The following is a 20,822-nucleotide window of genomic DNA, read 5'->3' on the forward strand; positions in this document are numbered from 1 at the left end:
TTTACGAAAAGCAAAGCCGGGAGTCTTCTCGTCACTTTAATGCGTATTTTCTCTTCTAGGTTACGATTAACTAAGTAGATAATAATTCGTCTAGGATCGAGATATCTTTTTTTACAGGAAATGGACCGTATCTTCTGTAATTATGTTAGCAAGGATAAACTCAGAGAAAAGAGGTGTGCATGGATGAAAGAACCGAAAATGAAAGAAACGGACAAGAGTGTAAACGAATTTATTGAAACGGTAGAAAGTGAGAAGAAGAAAGCAGATGCGTATCAGTTAGTAGAAATCTTTGAAGAGGTAACAGGGTACAAAGCAAAAATGTGGGGACCAAGTATTATTGGTTTTGGAAGCTATCACTATAAGTATGCATCCGGTCATGAAGGAGATGCCCCTTTAGCGGGCTTTTCTCCAAGAAAGGCAAAAATTAGCCTGTATTTAGCTTATAAAAGCGACAAAAGAGACGGAATATTAGAAAGGTTCGGTAATCACTCAGTGAGTAAGGCTTGTATCTACGTTAATAAAATGGCGGATATCGATCCCGATGTGTTAAAGGAGTTAATCCGCTATACAGTAGAAACCTATCAGAACCTGTATCCAAATGAGTAACGTTGTAATCATTGAAGATACTCGTAAATATAATGAACGTACTCGCTGAAGCTAAGAATACTATTTTTCATATGAATGCATTAATCTGATTCTTTCCACTTTCCAGTAATCGCGGAAAGGATAAGCCAAGGTTCGATAAAGAGATTAATAAAGATATGAGCAACAATAGGTGCAAGAATATTACGGTCAGCGATGATATAGAGAATCGCGAGTAATGCACCTAATACGGTCGTAGACAAAATGACTGGAAGTACAATCTTAAATTCTCCCCGTAACAAGATCCATGCACCATGTACAAGGCCAAAGAGGGTGGCTGAAGCGAGTATTTGGAAAGGGATAGAGGCGTTCAAACTCATTAGCCAATCCATCAAAACTTGCCTAAACAAGATTTCTTCTACTGTACTGGCGACCAAAGCAGCCCAAATACCGAGTACTTTAAGCCATGAAAGTGTAAACAAGTGCTTTCTAACGAACGGTACAACTTTAGCCGTATACATGACGTATCCAATAACAATGACAAACGCAAGGATCCAGACAAACGGATGGTTAAACGCTTCAGAAGTTAATCCTAGCCGGTGTGTGACAAATTGTTGAGGATTTCCCAAATACCAATACAGTAACCAAAAGGTGCAAAAAGAAGAAATTCCTATTAATAGGAATGCCGTTATTTTTTCTTCATGAGTAAAAGCGATCGTTTTCATTGAACACTCTCCTTAAACGTTCTTCATTGATTTATCTTTAACTAATTGATCCTTAGTATAAAAGATAAACGAGTGAATGGTGTAAGGAGTGATGTAACTTGCTAATGAAGGTGAACAAGTGCACAGAAATGGTGTATAAGAGGTCAGTATCTAAATGATAAGCTTCTTAAGCAGAAAGGAACGAATGTTTAATAAAGAACGGCTGCTAAGTCACAGCCGTTCGCCAGTTTCAAGCGTTAACGGATCGCTCTTCCATATTGTTTAGGTGGAATGACGTGCTTATGAATCTCTCGAATTGCATGCATCGCCCAATAAGGGTCGTTTAACATTCCCCGTGCGACAGCGATCAAATCTGCGTCCCCATTTGAAAGAACTGATTCAGCAACGTGTGGGTTTTCTAATCTGCCAACTGCAATAACAGGGATTTTCAAGTTTTCTTTAAATTTTCTTGCATAAGGCACTTGATACGCAGGGGTATTAAGAGGTTTTGTTTTGCCAGGTAACCCTTCCCCGCCAGAGGATACATGGAACAGGTCTACTCCAGCTTCTTGAAATTCCTTTGCCAATTGTATTGAATGATCTACGTCATAACCACCATCAATATACTCAATAGCAGAAACGCGCATAATTAGCGGCATATCATGTGGCATGACAGATTTCACAGCACGGATAACGTCTACGCCAAACTTTGAGAGACTTCCAAAGTTATCGGTTCGGTTGTTACTACTTGGAGACATAAATTGATGGATTAAATAACCATGAGCTCCGTGCAATTCAATGGTATCGAATCCTGCCCTTACTGCTCGTTCAGCAGCTTCTTTAAAACGAGTAATCATGCGCTCCACTTCGCTCGTCTCTAAAGCTCTTGGAGGGGTTAACGTTCCATTTTTCGTTTCTTCTGGAATCACATCAACTGGAATGTTCGATGCGCCAACAGGTTGGGGAGCATCTTCTGCTTTACGTCCTGCATGTGCAATTTGTATACCGATTTTCGTTCCATGTTTATGGACTTCTTGAATAATTCGTTGATATGCAGGGATTTGATCATCGCTCCATAAACCCAAATCGTGGTCTGTGATACGTCCATCAGGTTCTACGCCAGTCATTTCCATAATCATTAAACCTGTACCACCAACAGCTCTTGATACATAGTGAACGAAGTGCCAATCATTAGGAATTCCGTCCTCTTTCTCTACAGAATACTGACACATTGGCGGCATAACGATACGATTTCGTAACTCAAGCCTTTAATGGTATACGGTGTTTGTATTACGGACATCTAATCACTCCTTAAATATTTGTTTGCGCACGCAAATATATTTCCATATGATAGAATTATAAACAAAAATCATGTTATTGCAAGTAACATGTTCTCAAGGTACAACGATATAGTGTTTGACCGAGAATAATTGAAGGATTGGGGTAGAATCATGATGAACAGTGAAACTATAAATGTCGTTGATGCGTGGATCAATTACTCAAAGTTTTACACTAGGCTTTCAAAAGCGATGAACCACGTAATCATGGAAGAATACCAACTTGGAATGAATGACTTTTATTTTCTGTATTTCCTCGGCGAAGCAGAAAATCAAGCGTTACAACAGGCACAATTGCAAGCCTTATTGCAATTAAGTCCTAGCGCTTTATCTAGAATGACGACGAGGTTAATCAGTTACAAAGGATTAAATCTAATCGAAAAAAAAGTCTCTCGATTATGACAAAAGAGGCTATTCTATCTCACTAACGACAAACGGTAAAAAATTGTTAAATCAACTTACTATTGCGTTGGAAGCTAAACTGAACACATCATTAAGTCAAGATGATTTGGAGCATGTGTTTTCATTAAGTGAACAATAAGTAATAAGCTAATGATGATGTACTCCTTGATAATAAATTTCTAGGGCCGGTCTTTTGGGGGGGCTAAATGGAAAATGGTTTGGTTCATCAGCGGTATGTATGAATGAAAAGGATCAATTATTAATGGTCTTGCAAGGAAGACAGGATGAGCGAAAAATGTGGTCGATTCCATCGGGAGGGAAAGAATAGGAAGAAACATTTGAAGAATGCTGCATTAGAGAAACGCTAGAAGAAACGGGTATATTGTCGAAGTTATAGAAGAAATTAAGGTTAAGAAAAAGGCTTATGAGTCGATTAATATAGCCGTTGAAGCCCATTATTTCTTGTGAAGATTGCGGGCGGAGAAGAAGGATTCAAGACCTTGATCACCTAATCTATGATATTTATTGGAAAGATGTCGATGAAATTCAGAGGTTAGAATTGACCTTTCCAGAAGATCGAATTTTTCTGATTAACTACCTAAAGAAAAAGGGTTAACAAATTTCTTAGTCAACGAACGAAGGTTTTCTTATTTTGAAAGAAGCCTTTTTTTGTGTTCAACAAGGAATTATAAAAAAAAGCGTCGTAATGCGAAATAGATTGCATGTCTAACTGAATGAGATTCGTATGAGTAATTAGATAAAGGAGGTAAGGTGATGTGGATCCTATTAGGAGTGATTGCGATCGTAGCAACTTGTATAAACCTCTATTTGTATAAAAAAGGAAAGGACTATAAGCTTGCTATGGCGATGGGATTGTCGTTTACAGCCTTAACACTTTGTGCAGAGTACAGTCTTGTTTCTCAGTGGGTGAAAGTAGAGGATTGGGCAGCTTTAATGGATGTAGTGCCGGGTATGGAAAAGGTCGTATGGGTTTTAACCATTGTTTCTATCTTACTTAATGTCTCACCGGTTATTTTAGAATTAAAAGCGAAGAAATTACAACGATGATCGCTTCACTAGTTCACTGTATAGGAAGGTGACACTCACGAGAAAAGCTCGTGTACTTATGACAAATTTGAATCTTTTATTAGTATCCTTCGTATGAAGGATAGAGGTGGTTGGATGAAAACTAGACGAATTGATATCGAGAAAGAAAGAAGAGAACATGAAAACAAATGGCGATGTTGAATACCCCAAAGTAGCAGCTAGTACGGTAGAAAAAGTTGTGTACACAGTAACGATTGTGAGTGTAATCATCTTTATCCTTTTTCTTGGATGGTCCTTGAGCCAATTACCTTCTGAAGTGCCCATCCACCGATCTTTTAGTGGAGAAATTACTTATGGAAGTCCGGTAAGTTTTATATTCCTACCGATTATTGCAATCGCTACAAGCCTTTTCCTTTTTGGATCAAGATTTCTAGTTTCATTGTTTAATTTTCCGGTTGAAGTTACAGATGGAAACATACGAATTCTTATTATACTAACAAGAAACATGATTGCTCATATGGCATTAGTAACAACCGCAATCTTCTTTGCTATTTATATAGAAGCTTTGTTCATAACAAATGAACAGCCTATGTTAGGCATTGCAGCTACTGTCGTATGGATGAAGATCGTCATCATTTATTATTTTGTAAAGATCATAAAAAAGGGCAAAGCTTATCGTGAAGGGTCTGCTGAAGAAGATGGATAAAGGATGATGAGCTAGATCTAAGTTTATGATAGATTTCTTTTAATTATTGGGTACTTCTCTAAAAAGTAAGGAAGTCTTCTTTATCATCTACTTCTAAAGTTAAGAAGATTGTTTTTGTAAAGAAAGGCGAGAAGAGAAAATGCGGGCAATTTCTATTTGTGCTTTTAAAAAGGAAGACTCAATACTAGTCTTTAAGGGGTTTGACGAAGTAAAGCAAGAGTATTTCTATCGTCCTATCGGTGGTGGAATAGAATATGGGGAGTAGAGCGTCCATGCTTTAAAGAGAGAAATCTTTGAAGAGATTAGGGCAGAGATAACGAACATAGCTTTATTAGGAGTGATTGAGAATATCTTTACAAATGAAGGGATTCTCGGTCACGAAATTGTTTTTGTATACAGAGCAAGCTTTGTTGAAGCGTCTTTCTATGAGCAAGAATCGTTTAAGGACTACGAAGATAACGGGGTGCCATTTAATTTATTTTGGAAACCTATTCGTGATTTCAAAACGAGGCACATTAAAGTTAGTAACTGAGGAAATAACAACTTTGATTTAAAGTGATTGAAGTGAATGTAAAACTATCGAGGCAGGTAAGTGTAATTGTTTTATAAATAGTCAGTTTCATAAATTAAAAAACTTACGATTAAAGCGGAACAATTAATTGTCAGGAGTGTTGATTTTCACTACAGACGGATGCTTGCCGCGGAGGACCAGCCGAGCCTCCTCAGGCTTACGCCTTGTGGGGTCTCGGCTTGATCCTTCTTCCGCAGGCGTCACCGCCTTTCGTTCCAATCACATTGATATGAATTTTCACGAACATAATCATAAAAAATGACAATATCGTTCGTGAAAATCACAAAGAGAAGCATTTATGAAATTGACTCAAATAATTTTAGTTTTAGAAACTTTCTTTCATAGATGCCTATTATTCTAAAAATGAGATTTAACATTGTGTGTCGTTGTTAAATAAGAAGGAGTGTACAATGACTGTATTTGAATGGATAATGGTAGGGTTTATTGCGATAGGGGTTGTTCTTTTAATACTAAAAAAATCAATTCCTCGTTCTATCGTATTGGTATACGTATTTGCCCTCGTTGGCATGAGTATAGCGCAATTGCTGTTAGATGAATGGCGGATCCCAATGCTTCCTTTATATGGGTTAGGTATATTGGTAATTATTATCTTAATGATCAGACCAAATCAAGAAAGGTCATTGAAATCTAGTGTAGTTTGGATATTGTTCCTACTGTTTGTCATTGCTATACCTAGTTATCTATTTCCATGGAACCAGTTGGACAAGCCTAGTGGTCCGTATCAGGTGGGAACAATGATAGAACAGGTGGATGTATTGGATCGAAGTGAGCAATGGTCAACTGATGATGAACATCGTAAATTGATGGTGCAATTCTGGTATCCAGCCAGTGAAGTAAATGGAGGAAAACGAGCTCCTTATCATGAGCATGCAAATGTATTTGTGGATGAGTTTTTTAAAACAAACGGAATACCTGGTTTTCTTATTCAATCTTTTGCGAAACAAAGCACGCCAATCTATCAAGATGTACCAATAATCAATGCAGACAACCCGTTTCCAGTGGTCTTTTTTTCTCATGGATTTGGTGGAAATCGAAGCCAAAACTATTATCAAGTCTCAGAGTTGGCAAGTCATGGTTACATCGTTATTGGTATTGATCATACCTATTATTCACCAGGAACTGTTTTTAAAGATGGTACAATTCCTGGTGCTTTAGAGTTTCATGTCAGTGAGCTTGATGAAGAGATGGTAGATTACTTATATGAGTGGAGTGCAGATGCCCAAAGTGTAATGAATTGGTTAGAAAGAATCGATCAGTCAGCTCATGAAAAAGAAGAATTAAGTCTATTAGCAACAATTATTCAGCTAGCTGACCTAAGCCGGGTTGGATATATTGGGCATTCATTTGGAGGGGCAACCGCTGTGCATACGTTAGCAGTCGATGATCGGTTTACTGCAGGGGTGAACATGGATGGCTTTCCATATGGGGAAGCCCATGTATTTGGAGTGGATCAACCTTTTCTAACACTTACAAGCGATCAAGTCTTAATGAAAAATTACTTAGATATCCCTGAAGTGTTCGATGAATTCTTAGAACGTGCTGTTATGATTAGTGGAGAAGAAAAAGTTATATCTCTTGATGAAGCACTGCACATGGATTTTACCGACATGTCCTTACTATCACCTTTAATGCAATGGTTAGGTATAAGTGGAACTTTGGGAGCGAAGGATCAACATCAAATCATTAATCAACACACCCTAGATTTCCTTAATATCTATTTAAAGGAAGATGAAATGTAACTATCACGTTGCGGAGCCATCTAAATTTTTAAAAAAGAAAAGTGAGTCAATTTCATAAATCAAATACTTAAGATTAGAACCGAACAATTAATAAATGTCAGGAGTGTTGATTTTCACTACAGACGGATGCTTGCCGCGGAGGACCGACCGAGCCTCTTTAGGCTTACGCCTTGCGGGGTCTCGGCTCAATCCTTCTTCCGCAGGTGTCACCGCCTTTCGTTCCAATCACGTTGATATGAATTTTACGAACATAATCATAAAAAATGATAATATCGTTCGTGAAAATCACAAAGAGAAGCATTTATGAAATTGACTAATTTATTAGCATTAGAAAGAACTTGGTTTAATACATAAAATATAATCCCAAGTTTGATTTTTGTTAAATTATACGATTATACGTTGAATAAAGTTAATGAGACATTACATGCTTAAGTAATAATTATAGAAAATAATTAGACGGGGCTTTTCTGAATGAAGGGAAGCTCTTTTCTTATGGTGTTAACGGGGTAGGTTAGTAGAGTTCAATTAATCCAATTAAAAAGTAAGCAGGGTATGTACTCTGCTTACTTTACTATAATAAATAACTTTACTCTCTGTAAGAGTTATGAGTTGGCACAAATACATTTTCTTCGCAATTCCTTACAATTGAAAAGTTATCCACATTATAATGACCATGAAGTGTCTCATTATGATGATGAATAATCTCTTCAGCACTTAAAGAATTACTGTTTGATGTTGAATGAGCATCGCCAACTAAAGTAACATCAAAACCATTTATTGTTGCTGTTCTAACTGCACTATCTATACAATGTTGTGTTTTGCAGCCAGCCATAATTATATGATCTACTTGTTGAGATTCCAAATGATTAAGTAGTCCAGTTTCATAGAATGCATTCGTTGCGGTTTTGTCGAAAAACTTTAGGTGATTAGGCAAACTAATGTCATTGTGAATTTGAAAGCCTTTGCCTCTCCCTTTTGCAACGTCTAAATCTCTCACAAATATAACTGACACATCTAATTCGATTGCTTTTTTGATCAATAAATTAATGTTACTAATAAGTTTTTCTTTATGGAACACCGGGCTTTCTTCGTGATTTCCCTCAATTAATTCTTGTTGAGCATCAATAATTAATAGTGTTTGTCTCAAATGATTTTCCCCTCTCAATATATGGGGAAACGAAAATAGTAGGCTAGCTATTCGTAATCCCCGTTAAGTTGTTCATACAAGCCAATTTTTTATTTGTCATAATAATTCCCTCCTAATAAAGTATCTTCATGGGATCTGAATTATCAGATTTTTAAATTATAACATATTTTTTTCGCTATTACTTTTATTTATATACTACCTATAGTTCAAACAAGCTAAAAGGTACGGGTAACGACAAATTCATCATAGTATAAGGTTTGCCATAATCCATGGATTGTTCAATAAATTCTTCCAATGAATGATTTGTATCTGTGATAATTTCACCTAAATAACTATATTCGCCCGTTAGTCTATGACATTCAATAACCTTTTCGTTGTTTTTACAAAACTCTCTAAATAATGCACATTTAGAACAAATGTTGTGACTGTTTTATTAAGCTTTTCTTCAGCATGATGCATTATTTGTAACGGAACGCTCGCCATATCGAATGAGTGTTGCACAAACAAGAAATGTAATTAGAAGAATTTCAAAAAGAGCAGGCATTCATAAAACCATTTATCCTCACCAACTAAGACACAGCTATGCCACTACATTGATTAATAACGGAGCTCCTTTAGAAGTTATACAAAACTTAATGGGTCACAAAAAGAGTGAAACAACCCAAGTGTACTTATACTTGAGTGGGCATTTGAGGAGAGAATTTTATAAGAAAAATTTTTTAAGAGTGCTGGCTCTTGCTGAACTCTTAATTTTACTGATAGGTTAGTTTAATAATGGAGAATAAATTAAACGAAAAAAGAAAATCGCAAAGGGTTGTTTGTGGTATCTTTATGTAAAGATGACATTGATGGTACTTAACAAAAGTGTGGAGTCGTATTTAATAAAGGTATGGGTGTATGAATGGAGATAAAAACATTATGGAGTTTTAGATTTCAAGAATATTATAAAAAAATGTTCAGGTACTATTCAATAATTGGTGCAAATGTTTTTTATTTTTTTCTGATCATTGGTAGTGTTTTAATTTATTATTTTAATGTATTTCTACAGTGGATCCCTCCACAACTATCTGTTGAAGTAATCTTATCGCTATTTCTAACCTACATGTTAACACGGACAAAAGTACGGACTTTTGTTAAAAGGCAGATATTCCCTTTTTGTTGCCATTAGAATGGCGATTAAAGCCTTATTTTATTAAGTCACTTGTCTATAGTTTCGTTGTTGATGTTATTAAATTGGTAAGTTTCATCACTGTTTTTTTATCCTTATTTTTGCACACAACGACGATAAATCTTCTCTTTCTTTTTTTTATAGTGGGAATAGTTGCTTATAACCTTCTAATGAAGTGGATTGAACAGTGGTTAGAGAACCCTGTACAACTTTTGTTACATAGGTTGAATCGCTTCTTTTTACTCTATTTCATGTGTTATTTTATGTTTACAAATGAATGGATTTATGTACTTATAGTAATGAGTCTAAACTTCGTCTATGTCATTTATTTTTTTAGAAAAAGAAGGATTTTGGATTGGCACTGGCTCATCAATGAAGAAGAAAGTGCCTTATTAAGAAATTTTAAATTTATTAATTTCTTTATCGATGTCCCGAATCTCAAACGTTCTTTTCGGCGTAGGCGATTGCTCACAACAATTCTGCAAAAGTGTGTCCCATATAGACAAAGTAGTACATTTCTCTATTTATACTCACTCTTGTTTGTAAGACACAACGATTACTTTTACCTTTATTTAAGACTGACTGCAATTGGTATCGTTGTTAATTATGCAATGCCAACAAGTGGTTGGGTTTTTACTCTACTAATTCTCTATATGACAGGTTCTCAAGTCATTCCTTTACAACATGAACTGAAGCAAATTGTACTACTTTATCCTATTCCGAAATCACAGATAAAAGATTCTTTCTTAAAGTTTGTCTTGGTCATTTTGTATGCACAATGTTTCATTCTCTACTTCCCAATGTTCATGCAATTTTCTACTGCTATTCTATTCTATCTTGTGATTAGTAGTTTATTTGTTTATGTATTTGTTTATAAGTATGTATCAAAGAGAGTCAATGTCTCGGGAAGTACCTTTAAAGAATAACGTGGTATTTACAGAACAAGGGTGTTCCTTAAGAAAAAAGTCCTTGTTCTGTTGGTTCTAATGGGAAGATTAGTGAATGAAGGATAGTACTTCAAACTGCTCTAATAAGAGTCTTAAAATGCATTTAATAAATATCTGATTATTTTGTTAACTAACGCTATTTAATGATATAATTGATACTGGAGAAAATGTCGAGATGATTACACAAGCATCCCAAGTTTCGATTTTGGTTAGGGATCTTGAAGAAGCAAAACAATTCTATACTCGAATATTAGGGTACATCGTTCGAGATGAAATAGAGTTTTCGCCGAGATAATTGAGAGGAACAGAAAGGTTGTAAAGTTGATCTTCATGATGCAAACCATATTTTTTTATGTTAGATGAAATAGAAATTGCTAGGAACGACAAAAATTATTCAGAAATGTAAGTCGTTAGGACAGTCCATGAGAGAATTTGTGTATAAAAAAAGCTCCTGCTGTTAACGCTTATCATTTGCGTTGAACGCCAGAAAGAAGGTGTATGATCATGGCTAATCCGTCAAGAAATAGAATAGACTCTGCTTCAAAAGTTATTAAGCATTGCCACGAAGTATCTATCAAGCATACTTGAATCCAAAAGCATTAGCTTCATGGCTTCCGCCAAAAGGGATGTCAGGTCATATTGACGTTTTTGATCCTCGCGAGGGTGGAACGTATAGTATGACTCTTACGTACGAACGAAATCAATCAACCCCCGGAAAGACGTCAGATCATACTGACGTAACTCAAGGGAAGTTCTTGAGATTAGATCCAGACAAGAAAATAGTTTTATCAATCATTTTCGAATCGGAAGATCCAGCGTTCGCAAGTGAAATGATACAGACTTGGTACTTAGAAGCTGTTCCAGAAGGCACAAAGGTGACGATTGTCTGTGAAAACGTACCTGAAGGAATACGAAAAGAAGATCATGACGCTGGTTTAATGTCTACATTGGAAAATCTCGCTGCCTATACTGAATGACAATTTTCAAAAGTTGGCACTTAAAACAGTGGAAGCTTTGGAAGGATTTTTATGCCGAGAGCGTTGTAGGTTGGACAATCCTTAGTATGCGAAGTACTTGAGAAGCTTGAGGAAATCCAATTTGTGGCCGATGAGAACGTAACAATTGTTCATCAATCGTATCCTGTTACAGAAATCCTATGAACGTTTTTGCATCCATGGTTTTAGAATCTGCAAACGTATTTAGATGGTCATGGAACTTTAAAGTATTCCGAGTGATGCGAGCAAAGTTGTAAATGTGAGTTACAAAGATTTCAAATGAGAAAATGATCATGTAAAAGATTCGTTTATTTGTACATTGTAGATGGGCATTCAATGATGACGACCTTACGTTAATCGCGAAGATCATTTTCACACAAGACGTAATGGAATAATAAAAGGCTAATCTTTCTGTGATAAACAGAGAAGTTAGCCTTTTTCCATTTCTTTGATGTCGACCAAACCAAAACGTTGAACGTTGTTTTGATCAAGGTCACTGTAATCAAGTATCATTCATTGTTTTCTTCAGGCAAAGGTATGTTGTCTTCATCGATAAATTCATATTCTTCGGTGTAGGCTCCTTTGGCTAACACTCTTAAATGTGTACCTTCATCTAGCCTTGTGCTTGTGGTGAAGACGACTCGGCTTGTCTCTCCGCTTTCAGTGATTCCTTGCATTGAGTATTTGTATCTTCCGTGATCATCTGTAGGTTCATCATCTTGGATCTCAACATAGACGTACTCTGTTGCAATTAATGGGTTATAACGGTCAAAGGTTTCGCGAGATAAGAGGTAAAGGCTAGCGAATGCAACGACAACGACGAGGCATGAAATTAAGATGCGTTTATTCAATGCGGTTCATCCTTTCTAGAGCGCATGTTTAACGATGCTCTTGTAATACCGAATCGTTATTACGGTAAACATCAAGTAGATCATAATATAAGCGGCCATACTCATCATGATTGGAGTAAGCATGCTTGCAACGATTAGAACCGAACCTACGTTAAGGGCAAAAGCAGCGTGAATTAACCCGATTCCTAAAGGGATTAAATAAACAAAGAGCTGTTTACGGACGATGCCTTTCATAATGTCGTTTACTTGAAATCCGAGTTGCCGCAGTGTTCGATAATAGTTCCGTTCTTGTTCAGCTTCCGTCATTTGTTTAAAGTACAAAATACTCCCGGTTGAAAGAAGGAATACGACACCTAAGAAGCCGGCAATAAAGATGAGAATTCCGTACGTTTGAATCGATTGTTCGTACGACGAATAATAGTCAGTAAGAAAGTCATCGTCTACATTCGTAAGAAAGATGTCAGAGGCAATGGCAGAGTTCTCAGTATCCAATACGTGAAACGTCTCAAAGGTTAAAAATTCTTTGTGCTCATCATCCAAAATGCCGGCGCTCATTTTCTTAAATGTTTCTTCAGAAACAAGCAACTGTTCACCATAGAATCTGTAGTTCATTACGTTCTCGAGCTTAAGTTCGGTAACAGTAAGGTGATCTTCTCCATCGTTTGATGCATACTGCACATCTTTAGGAAAAGACATCTCCAATCCTTCAATGATGGCTCGCGTATTGTAGTAGATGGCTTCGCCGTCTTGCGGTTGTTTAACTTCTAATCCTGCTTGCGCCATCTGTTCTGCTGAGAACAGCATAAACGTTCGATGACGATTGTTTTCATTAGATTCATGTTCGATCCATGTACCATCAAATCGGATCGCATCTACTTGATGATACTGAACATCAATGTGAACCTCTTCTAGCTGACTTGAAATCATCGCCGCTTCCTCTTGCATGTTTTCCACTGCAAAATCAAACGGCATTGCCAACCTAACATCATGTTCAGTTGAGTAATATAAAGAATATGAAAGTGAAATCATCGTAATCGTCATGGCAGATAAGACAGTGATGATCGTTAATGAATTAGCGTGTCCTTTTAAGCGGTGCATGAGTGGCGCAACGGATAAACTATTATATAAGCCAAGGTTGCCATTTTGTTTTTTTCGATACACATACAAACACCAGCTTATCGTTGTATGAAAGACGAGATAAGTGCCGAGAATGGTGCTGCCTAGAACGAGGATCATAAGGAACAACAGTGAATCTGCATTGTCAATGATCCGTGTGGAAAGAAAGTAACCAAATGCAATAAGACTTAATCCTGCTAATGCGAAGAAACCCGAAACAATCGTTGGTCGCTTCGTACCATGTTCTGCTTGTCGGTTGGCTTGGAATAATTGCAATAAGGTGCTGCGATAAACCGTTGTGATAATTTGTATACAGGTGGCAATGACAAGACAAATAAAAACAACAAGCGTCTGAATTGCTGCTTGGCTAGAGAAAGGTAAGCCGACCAATTCCTCAATCCCGACCAGGTTCATGAACAGCAGAAGAAAAAGTCTCGAGAATAACGTTCCAACGAGCATACCAATGACTAGCGCACTAATGCCGAGAATCATGTGTTCCAAAATCAGTACTCGAGCGACCCATGATTTAGATAGACCAATGAGTTGGTACAACCCGATTTCTTGACTACGTCTTCGAATAAAGATACTTGTCGCATACATACTAAATACAACGGTTATTAAAATTAGCAAGATTCCAGCAACTTGAAAAGCGGTTGAAAAGCTCATGCTCGCCCTAGACATCGTCACAATGGTTTCATCGTGTTGAAGCGTAGAAAAGATAAAGTAAAAACTGATGCAAGAAATCATTGCGAAGAAATACAAATAATACATTTTAAGGTTTTTTCGGATGCTCCGAATGACGAGCTTCTGAATGTTCACCGCGTAGTCCCTCCTCCGAGCACAGCTTGCATGTCAAGAATGTCCTTAAAAAAAGCATCTCTCGTTTTTTCTCCACGGTACAATTCAGAGAATATCCTGCCATCGTGCAAGAACACCACACGATTGCAATAACTTGAAGCAAGTGGATCATGAGTGACCATTACGATTGTCACTTGTCTGGATTGATTAATCTTGTGCAAGTTCTCTAATAAATTGGAGGCTGATTTGGAATCAAGTGCCCTGTAGGCTCATCCGCAAACACTAAAGAAGGTGAATGAATTAACGCCCGTGCAGCCGAGGTTCGTTGCTTTTGCCCACCTGAAATTTCAGAAGGTATTTGTTTGCTAACTCCTGAATGCCTAGCTCGATGCAATCGTTTCATATTCTTGTTCAGCTTGACTGTTCGTGATTTTCGTTAACGACACAGGCAACAAGATGTTTTCTTTTACCGTTAACGTATCAAGTAGGTTGTAATCTTGAAAAATAAACCCTAAATGCTTGCGACGTACGTTCGAAAGCTTACGATCTTTCATGCTTGAAATTTCATACTTATTAATAAAGATTTTTCCCTCTGTCGCACGGTCAATCGTGGCTAACGTGTTAAGAAGTGTTGTTTTACCTGAACCCGAGGTCCCATAATGCCTACAAACTCACCTTCTGTCACACGAAAGTCGATGCCGTTTAATACGTGTTGGGCATTCCCACTTGACCCATACGTTTTGCGAATCCCCTCAGCATATAATACGGTATTTGATGTCTTTTGACTCGTCATCTCGTACACTCCAATCGAGTTGTTCTATTCATAGTGTAGTTTGTTTATGATTTCAGGTCGTATGCTTAAGGTGATAAATGCAGACTGAATGTGATATTTTTGTCACGTTCCAAATAAAAAACAGTCAGGCATCTAAAATCGCCTGACTACTCAAATAATGAGCGCCTCATTCGTTCAAATGAATTATCAGTCGGGAATGCCATCAAGACTGATGTGCCTTCACCAACGGAAGACGTAACATCAAGTCGAATGTGTAACTTCTGACTAATCAATTTAGCAAGGTAAAGTCCCATTCCAGTGGCTGAATGCTGCACCCTCCCGTTTTCTCCAGTGAAGCCTTTATCAAAGATACGCGGTAGGTCGTGTGCTTGGATGCCAGGTCCTTCATCTTTAATGGCGACAGTAACGTGTTCATTTTCATCAGCACTCATGTGAATGACGACGTTGCCATCGGTTGGACTGTATTTAATCGCATTTGTTAGAAGCTGTCTGATGACAAACCCACACCACTTTTTATCGGTATACACGATAGAGGCTGCGTCTCCCGTCAAAGCAATCGATATATTCTTTTCCATACACCAAGTTGATAGCTCACGAATCTCTTCTCTTATTAAGTGATTTACTTGTTGCTTTTCTGGAAGTAGGTCGGCGTCTAAGTTGGCTAATCGTGAAATATAGAGTTGGCGGTCAATTAATAAGTGTATTCTCAGCCAATGTGCATCGAGTCTTTGAGCTAATTCATTAGAGCGATGAGCATCAAGAGTAATCTTCATTGCTGTAAGAGGTGTTTTCACTTCATGAACCCACGAAGCAAGATCGTTTTGTTCCAGGAGCTGAGTGGATTGATCGTTACGACGTTGGTTTTGCTCATGTTTATGAATTGTTTGTAAAAGAGTATACACGATGCCGTCTGGAAAATGGTTGCGAGGTTCTGGTGTGTTTTCAAACCAGTCATCTCCAACACCACGAGAAAGCATTTGTAAAGACGTGTAGAAGGTAGTTTCTTTTTTATAACGCCAAAGTAAAAAAACGAAACAGATCGTCAAAAACAACAAATTTAAATAGAGGAGCGAATAGAACTCTATACGAATCCCAACGTCAAATAGGATTAAAGCGTTTGTAAGTAGAAGTAGGAAACCGAGTAAGGCAATCCAACTTTTTTTAGAAACGAGATAAGAGAAAAACAATGCATTACCTCCTAAAGCGTAATAGCCATATATCCAAGTCCTTTTTTGGTCACAATTCCTTCAGCTAAATGGAGTGCAGAGAGCTGTTGGCGTAATCGTGTGATGTTGGCTGTAAGAGTATTGTCATTGATAAATTGGTCATCATCCCAAAGCAATTTCATCAGTTCATGACGTGAAACAATCTTATTAGTTGAACGAACTAAAACCGAAAGGATAAAAAATTCGTTTTTTGTCAGATCAATCGTTTTACCATCTTTATAGATGCCACCAGAATTGAGGTCAATCAGCGCTTGGTTCCATTCGATCACGTCGGAGGTTTCTTCGTATGTATACGTTCGACGAAGCATAGCCTGAACCTTAGCAATCAATACGTCCATATTAAAAGGCTTCTGTACGTAATCGTCCGCGCCCAAGTTCATGGCCATCACCATATCCATCGGATGATCTCTTGATGAAAGAAAGATGATCGGAACGTTGGACACGGCTCGTATCTCTCGACACCAATGAAAGCCATCAAACTTTGGAAGTTGGATATCAATCATTACGAGGTGCGGGCGGTGCTCTGCGAAGGCATCCATCACATGTGAAAAATCGGTGGGGTTACTTACCTCATATGACCACTGATTTAAGCCATCTTTAAGAGCTTCTAGGAGAAGAGGATCATCTTCAATAATAAAAATATTCATATTCATTCAACGACCTCCTTATCTTTCTACTTCATTATTCTACATGGTTCACTTTCAGAAAACTATGCCATCCTTTTGGGTGACTACGTCTTCTAAGTTTCATTTATGACACGTGTCATCTCCATGTGGTGACAAACGTGAATAGGTTTCTTCTGTCGACTTCGCTACAATAGTAACAGACTAGTCAAAGGGGCAGTAGGTGATGAGCTTTTCATTTTATCCGGATTATGCCAAGCGTTTCCTTATCTTGGAACTCGTAAGCATTGTTTTTTTCTTTTTTAACGTTTTAACGTTTGATAATGAGGTTTCGTTGGTTATGAGAATTGCTGTTGTTCTTGTGATCTTGGGACTTTATTTAGGGACACTTTGGTACTTTGATGTGCGATACGTGTTGTTTAGTGCACTTGCATTTATTTTGTTTATTTATCTTAGCATTGCGTTGCATTACTATTTGTTGCTGTTCATGTTGTTTTTCACAGATTTTCATAAAAAAGTGCCAATCGTACCGACATTGCTCGTACAACAAGTGCTGATTGTTATGACGCATGTTGTTGTCTATCTTATGGCAGTTCCACCAGCAGATGGTTCATATTTTACGACGGTATTATTTCCGGTGCTTCTCATTCAGTTGATGGTCCCGTATGTATCTCGTACCGTCATTCGCGCAAGAGAATTGCGAGAGGAGTTAGAAGACACGAAGTCACAATTGGATGTGTACGTGCAAGAGGAAGAGCGCAACCGAATTGCGCGTGAATTGCATGATACGTTAGGGCATACGCTCACGATGATGAAAGTGAAGAGTGAACTCGCTCTCTTCTATATTGACAATGAGCCTGAACGGGCAAAAGCTGAAATGACCGATGTACTGCAGACGACACGCTTTGCGTCTAAGCAAGTGCGCGAAGTCGTAACGACCTTGCGGTTTACATCGATTGCAGAGGAAATGGAGCACGCAACCCAACTGTTTGCGACAAACGAGATGGCTTTTTCCGTCGATGGAATTAAAGATGTACCAGCTTTAAGCGATGTGATTGAAACGATGGTCGCACAATCACTCCGAGAAGCGTTGGTGAATGCGTATAAGCATAGCCAGGCAAAGAAAATTTACGTATCATTTCACGTTGACGAGGAACAGTTTATCGCCCGAGTAACGGATAATGGCGTAGGGTTTGAAGAGCATTCGACGGATCGTGGCAATGGCTTGCATTCCATCCATGAACGAATGAAGTTAGCAAAAGGAAAAGCAAGCGTTCACTCATCTCCGAAAGGAACGATTGTGACGTTAACGATACACAGAGGAAAAGAGGAACAACGATGATTCGACTATTATTAGCTGAAGACCAAGTCCTCCTTCGCGATGCGCTTCAGTCTCTGCTTCAACTATCAGAAGAGATTGAGGTCGTTGCCACGACTGGTGATGGAAGTGAGGCACTGCATCTTGCGACAACCGAGCAAGTCGACGTTGCCCTACTTGATATTGAAATGCCTGGACTTACGGGCATTCAAGTAGCGGAGAAGTTAAAAGACAGCGATATCTACCTTGGCAAAGTGGCGCTATTAACAACGTTCTCAAGGCCTGTACATTGAAAAGGCAATGGTCGCAAAAGTGGACGGGTATTTGTTAAAGGACGAACCGATTGCCACACTAATTGAAGCGATTAAGACGATTCACTCTGGTAAGCAGGCAATCTCTGCTGATCTTCAACCGTTGCTCTTTTCATTAGAGGCGAATCCTCTCAATGATCGAGAGATTATGCTATTACATGCGGTAAAAGAAGGATTGTCGACCGAAGACATTGCTCAAGCAAAGCACTTATCCGAAGGAACCGTTCGAAATTACTTGTCTTCTGCTCTACAAAAGTTGCACGTTACCCATCGTCATGAGGCGGTCCGTTTAGCTGAAGAGAAAGGATGGATGTAATGTGACTCGACTGTATTGGATTGGGATTAGTGCTTGGTTCATCTCGCTAGTTCCGCTCTTGTATGAACCGATCCCAATTGCTGCCTCACCAGTGCCGTATTACTATATGATTCAACCGATGAGTGACCTTGGTGTTACCGTCTGTAAGGAAAATGCATATCCAATGGTTCATTCGTTAATGATTTGTTCTCCTCATCATGTCATCGTGAATGTGCTGTTTACGTTATCGGGTGTCGCTTATCTCGTCGGAGCATTTGTAGTACGGCAATTCGTACCGGAGCGCCTGCCATTTGTATTGCTCTTACTGTTTGCAGTTGGTGCGATCATATCAGGATTAATTCCTGCTAACGTAAACTTTACGTTGCATACGATTCCTGCTCTAGCGATGTTCTTAGTGCCAATTTTGATTGGAATCTATGCAAAACGAGTGCAGGTCGGTAGAGCTTGGAATTGGTCAATTTTTACGATAATGATTATGATTTTTATCGGTATGGTGCTTACGGTATTTTTCCCGATTGGTGGCCTTATTCAACGAAGTTTTATGCGCTTGTAGCCGTATGGGGAGTTGGATTTATGGTGCTACTTCGTAGAAGCGAAGGCGTTCAATCATGATTTCTTTTCTACTAAACTATCAGTGGGAAGCGTTTATTCTCGCAGAAATAATGAGCTGGGGATCGTTACTTGGGTTCGGTCTTTTGCGGTACTTTTTTCAAAGAAGAAGAGCTAGCGGTTTGTTTTTAATCGCTTTTGTTGCGATAACAGCTTTTCAAGCGTTACTTGCCTGGATTGTGTATCGTGAGACAGGAGAATTTTCCACGTTTACAATCATTGTTACCGTCTTTGTATTGTATGCGTGTACGTTTGGTATAAGTGATTTTCGCAAACTCGATCGTTGGATGAGGATGAGAATTGGTAACTTCCGTGGACAAGAGCTGTTAACAGAGCATGACCGTGAAGCGATGAGGAAACAGAAAAACCCCCGGCACGTTGCGCTAAAAGATGTAACGATAACGGCTTTGCACGTCTTGATCTTCCTCGGTGTACAGGTATTCTTTTGGACACAAGGACCCGTTCCTGTAGCTGAATGGGGCGAGGCGCTCGGGAACTTTAGTGAATGGTTCTCATCTGGAGAGTATGAAGATTCGCCGTATGCAAATGAAACTGCTCTTGCAATCTCATCGGTCTGGCTGATCGTAGTGATTATTGATGTGATTTACTCTGCAAGTCATTTGTTTTCAATCGGTTCAAAAAATTAATACGAATTCAATTCCCTCTAAGTCGATATGTTTTGTTATACTTAAATGACAAATAGTTGACGAGGAGAGATCATATGAACGAACATACACCGTTAGCACATCACTCCATGTATCGGATCACAGCTCGCCTGGTTACGTATTTACATAAGTCTGTGATTGAATCCTTTGGAGACGAAGCAAAAGCGTTAGTATTAACAGGAACCGAGTCTTTCGGTTTGGCACGGGCGAAAAGCATTGCAGAACGTGCGCGTGACGAAGGAGAAAAGCATAGTCTTTTTGAATATATATCTGAAAACGAGCAACCTACATCGGAGAAGTTGGATGATCACGTCATTTATCCGTGGATGGCAACATGGTTTGCTCAAATTGCGAAACAAGTGGTTGATCACTACGGGGAAGAAGGCAAAGACGCCATCCGAGAAGGTGTCCGTCGCTTCGGACTTCAACGAGGAGAGAACATTGCGGCTCGCGCTGAACACATGGGATACAACAATACGATTGAACATTACCTATCCAATTATGATATGGGTCGTAGCGATTTATTTGAATTTGAGACAGCGATTCATGCTGAGAACATTGATCAAACATTTACGAAGTGTCCGTTCGGTCAGCAATGGGCCGATGAGAACATGCACGAGTATGGCATTTTGTATTGTGAAATGATTGACCCTTCCATCGCAAAGGGATATAACCCAGATTTTGAAGTCGACCATCCGAAATACATCCTTAAAGAGGCGTATGCCAATTTGATTTTAAGTTAAAACGGAAAACACCGTCAAAGAGCTGATCTTGTTCAGCTCTTTTTTTCTTTGAAATGAATGAATCTGCTATATTTTGTAGAAATATAA

22 protein-coding genes and 5 pseudogenes are annotated in these 20,822 nt (G+C 38.5%); 17 read left to right on the top strand and 10 right to left on the bottom strand.

Annotated features, from left to right (window positions below):
- The first annotated feature begins 183 nt into the window (after positions 1–183).
- Positions 184–606, top strand: a complete 423-nt coding sequence (locus JCM19038_RS08790) for a DUF1801 domain-containing protein (protein ID WP_042416839.1) — start codon at positions 184–186, stop codon at positions 604–606.
- Between the two features lie 80 nt (positions 607–686).
- On the opposite strand, the gene JCM19038_RS08795 is transcribed toward JCM19038_RS08790, so the two are convergent.
- Together JCM19038_RS08795 and JCM19038_RS08800 are read right to left on the bottom strand one after the other, a co-directional pair.
- Complete coding sequence (locus tag JCM19038_RS08795) at positions 687–1,307, bottom strand: CPBP family intramembrane glutamic endopeptidase (RefSeq protein WP_042416840.1); 621 nt, start codon at positions 1,305–1,307, stop codon at positions 687–689.
- 236 nt (positions 1,308–1,543) lie between these two features.
- Positions 1,544–2,586: pseudogene (locus JCM19038_RS08800) on the bottom strand (NADH:flavin oxidoreductase/NADH oxidase).
- Positions 2,587–2,737: 151 nt separating this feature from the next.
- On the opposite strand from JCM19038_RS08800, the gene JCM19038_RS08805 reads away from it, so the two are divergent.
- From JCM19038_RS08805 to JCM19038_RS08825, 6 genes and pseudogenes are all read left to right on the top strand, one after another.
- Positions 2,738–3,025 carry a hypothetical protein gene (locus JCM19038_RS08805; protein WP_042416841.1) on the top strand — a complete coding sequence of 96 codons (288 nt, stop codon included), beginning with the start codon at positions 2,738–2,740 and terminating at the stop codon, positions 3,023–3,025.
- Positions 3,026–3,356: 331 nt separating this feature from the next.
- A pseudogene (locus JCM19038_RS25430) lies at positions 3,357–3,422 on the top strand (NUDIX domain-containing protein); the annotation flags it as partial.
- Between the two features lie 377 nt (positions 3,423–3,799).
- Positions 3,800–4,093: a hypothetical protein gene (locus JCM19038_RS08810; protein ID WP_042416842.1), complete on the top strand. Its 294-nt coding sequence runs from the start codon at positions 3,800–3,802 to the stop codon at positions 4,091–4,093.
- 157 nt (positions 4,094–4,250) lie between these two features.
- Positions 4,251–4,778 (top strand): DUF1648 domain-containing protein, encoded by a 528-nt coding sequence (locus tag JCM19038_RS20645; RefSeq protein WP_152549379.1) that lies wholly within the window; start codon positions 4,251–4,253, stop codon positions 4,776–4,778.
- A 337-nt stretch (positions 4,779–5,115) separates the two neighbouring features.
- A complete protein-coding gene (locus JCM19038_RS23505) occupies positions 5,116–5,310 on the top strand; it encodes a hypothetical protein (RefSeq protein WP_238554341.1) in 195 nt (64 codons plus the stop codon).
- A gap of 449 nt (positions 5,311–5,759) precedes the next feature.
- Positions 5,760–7,109: an alpha/beta fold hydrolase gene (locus JCM19038_RS08825; protein ID WP_042416844.1), complete on the top strand. Its 1,350-nt coding sequence runs from the start codon at positions 5,760–5,762 to the stop codon at positions 7,107–7,109.
- 586 nt (positions 7,110–7,695) lie between these two features.
- Here the strand turns inward: JCM19038_RS08825 and JCM19038_RS08830 are convergent.
- Together JCM19038_RS08830 and JCM19038_RS23510 are read right to left on the bottom strand one after the other, a co-directional pair.
- On the bottom strand, positions 7,696–8,256 hold the full coding sequence (locus tag JCM19038_RS08830; protein WP_042416846.1) for an isochorismatase family protein: 561 nt from the start codon (positions 8,254–8,256) through the stop codon (positions 7,696–7,698).
- A gap of 199 nt (positions 8,257–8,455) precedes the next feature.
- Positions 8,456–8,674 carry an Lrp/AsnC ligand binding domain-containing protein gene (locus tag JCM19038_RS23510; RefSeq protein ID WP_081831707.1) on the bottom strand — a complete coding sequence of 73 codons (219 nt, stop codon included), beginning with the start codon at positions 8,672–8,674 and terminating at the stop codon, positions 8,456–8,458.
- A gap of 37 nt (positions 8,675–8,711) precedes the next feature.
- Between JCM19038_RS23510 and JCM19038_RS21785 the strand changes: the two are divergent.
- From JCM19038_RS21785 to JCM19038_RS08840, 4 genes and pseudogenes are all read left to right on the top strand, one after another.
- A pseudogene (locus tag JCM19038_RS21785) lies at positions 8,712–9,023 on the top strand (tyrosine-type recombinase/integrase); the annotation flags it as partial.
- Positions 9,024–9,157: 134 nt separating this feature from the next.
- Positions 9,158–10,350: pseudogene (locus JCM19038_RS25435) on the top strand (ABC transporter permease).
- A gap of 196 nt (positions 10,351–10,546) precedes the next feature.
- Positions 10,547–10,666, top strand: coding sequence for a VOC family protein (locus tag JCM19038_RS21790; protein ID WP_152549381.1), 120 nt, complete (start codon positions 10,547–10,549; stop codon positions 10,664–10,666).
- Between the two features lie 262 nt (positions 10,667–10,928).
- On the top strand, positions 10,929–11,348 hold the full coding sequence (locus JCM19038_RS08840; RefSeq protein WP_238554342.1) for an SRPBCC domain-containing protein: 420 nt from the start codon (positions 10,929–10,931) through the stop codon (positions 11,346–11,348).
- 527 nt (positions 11,349–11,875) lie between these two features.
- Here JCM19038_RS08840 and JCM19038_RS08845 read toward each other — a convergent pair.
- From JCM19038_RS08845 to JCM19038_RS08865, 6 genes and pseudogenes are all read right to left on the bottom strand, one after another.
- Entirely contained in the window at positions 11,876–12,217 is a 342-nt protein-coding gene (locus JCM19038_RS08845; protein ID WP_042416852.1) for a YxeA family protein, read from the bottom strand.
- A 15-nt stretch (positions 12,218–12,232) separates the two neighbouring features.
- Positions 12,233–14,152, bottom strand: coding sequence for an FtsX-like permease family protein (locus JCM19038_RS08850; protein ID WP_042416854.1), 1,920 nt, complete (start codon positions 14,150–14,152; stop codon positions 12,233–12,235).
- Positions 14,153–14,357: 205 nt separating this feature from the next.
- Positions 14,358–14,739 (bottom strand): annotated as a pseudogene (locus JCM19038_RS25440) (ATP-binding cassette domain-containing protein).
- Positions 14,740–14,744: 5 nt separating this feature from the next.
- A complete protein-coding gene (locus tag JCM19038_RS25445; protein ID WP_373902693.1) occupies positions 14,745–14,924 on the bottom strand; it encodes a hypothetical protein in 180 nt (59 codons plus the stop codon).
- Positions 14,925–15,070: 146 nt separating this feature from the next.
- Complete coding sequence (locus tag JCM19038_RS08860) at positions 15,071–16,111, bottom strand: HAMP domain-containing sensor histidine kinase (RefSeq protein WP_042416858.1); 1,041 nt, start codon at positions 16,109–16,111, stop codon at positions 15,071–15,073.
- 11 nt (positions 16,112–16,122) lie between these two features.
- A complete protein-coding gene (locus JCM19038_RS08865) occupies positions 16,123–16,803 on the bottom strand; it encodes a response regulator transcription factor (protein ID WP_042416861.1) in 681 nt (226 codons plus the stop codon).
- Between the two features lie 196 nt (positions 16,804–16,999).
- On the opposite strand from JCM19038_RS08865, the gene JCM19038_RS08870 reads away from it, so the two are divergent.
- From JCM19038_RS08870 to JCM19038_RS08890, 6 genes are all read left to right on the top strand, one after another.
- Complete coding sequence (locus tag JCM19038_RS08870; protein ID WP_042416864.1) at positions 17,000–18,115, top strand: sensor histidine kinase; 1,116 nt, start codon at positions 17,000–17,002, stop codon at positions 18,113–18,115.
- Positions 18,112–18,384, top strand: a complete 273-nt coding sequence (locus JCM19038_RS23515; protein ID WP_238554343.1) for a response regulator — start codon at positions 18,112–18,114, stop codon at positions 18,382–18,384. Before JCM19038_RS08870 ends, JCM19038_RS23515 begins: the two co-directional genes overlap by 4 nt.
- 31 nt (positions 18,385–18,415) lie before the next feature.
- Positions 18,416–18,718 (top strand): response regulator transcription factor, encoded by a 303-nt coding sequence (locus JCM19038_RS23520; RefSeq protein ID WP_238554344.1) that lies wholly within the window; start codon positions 18,416–18,418, stop codon positions 18,716–18,718.
- Between the two features lies 1 nt (position 18,719).
- Complete coding sequence (locus JCM19038_RS08880; RefSeq protein ID WP_042416866.1) at positions 18,720–19,271, top strand: DUF998 domain-containing protein; 552 nt, start codon at positions 18,720–18,722, stop codon at positions 19,269–19,271.
- 55 nt (positions 19,272–19,326) lie between these two features.
- Positions 19,327–19,974 carry a hypothetical protein gene (locus JCM19038_RS08885; RefSeq protein WP_042416869.1) on the top strand — a complete coding sequence of 216 codons (648 nt, stop codon included), beginning with the start codon at positions 19,327–19,329 and terminating at the stop codon, positions 19,972–19,974.
- Between the two features lie 74 nt (positions 19,975–20,048).
- Positions 20,049–20,735 (top strand): L-2-amino-thiazoline-4-carboxylic acid hydrolase, encoded by a 687-nt coding sequence (locus tag JCM19038_RS08890; protein ID WP_238554345.1) that lies wholly within the window; start codon positions 20,049–20,051, stop codon positions 20,733–20,735.
- Positions 20,736–20,822 lie beyond the last annotated feature (87 nt).

The organism is Geomicrobium sp. JCM 19038 (assembly GCF_000698125.1).
In the GTDB taxonomy this organism is placed as follows: Bacteria; Bacillota; Bacilli; order Bacillales; family Marinococcaceae; genus Geomicrobium_A.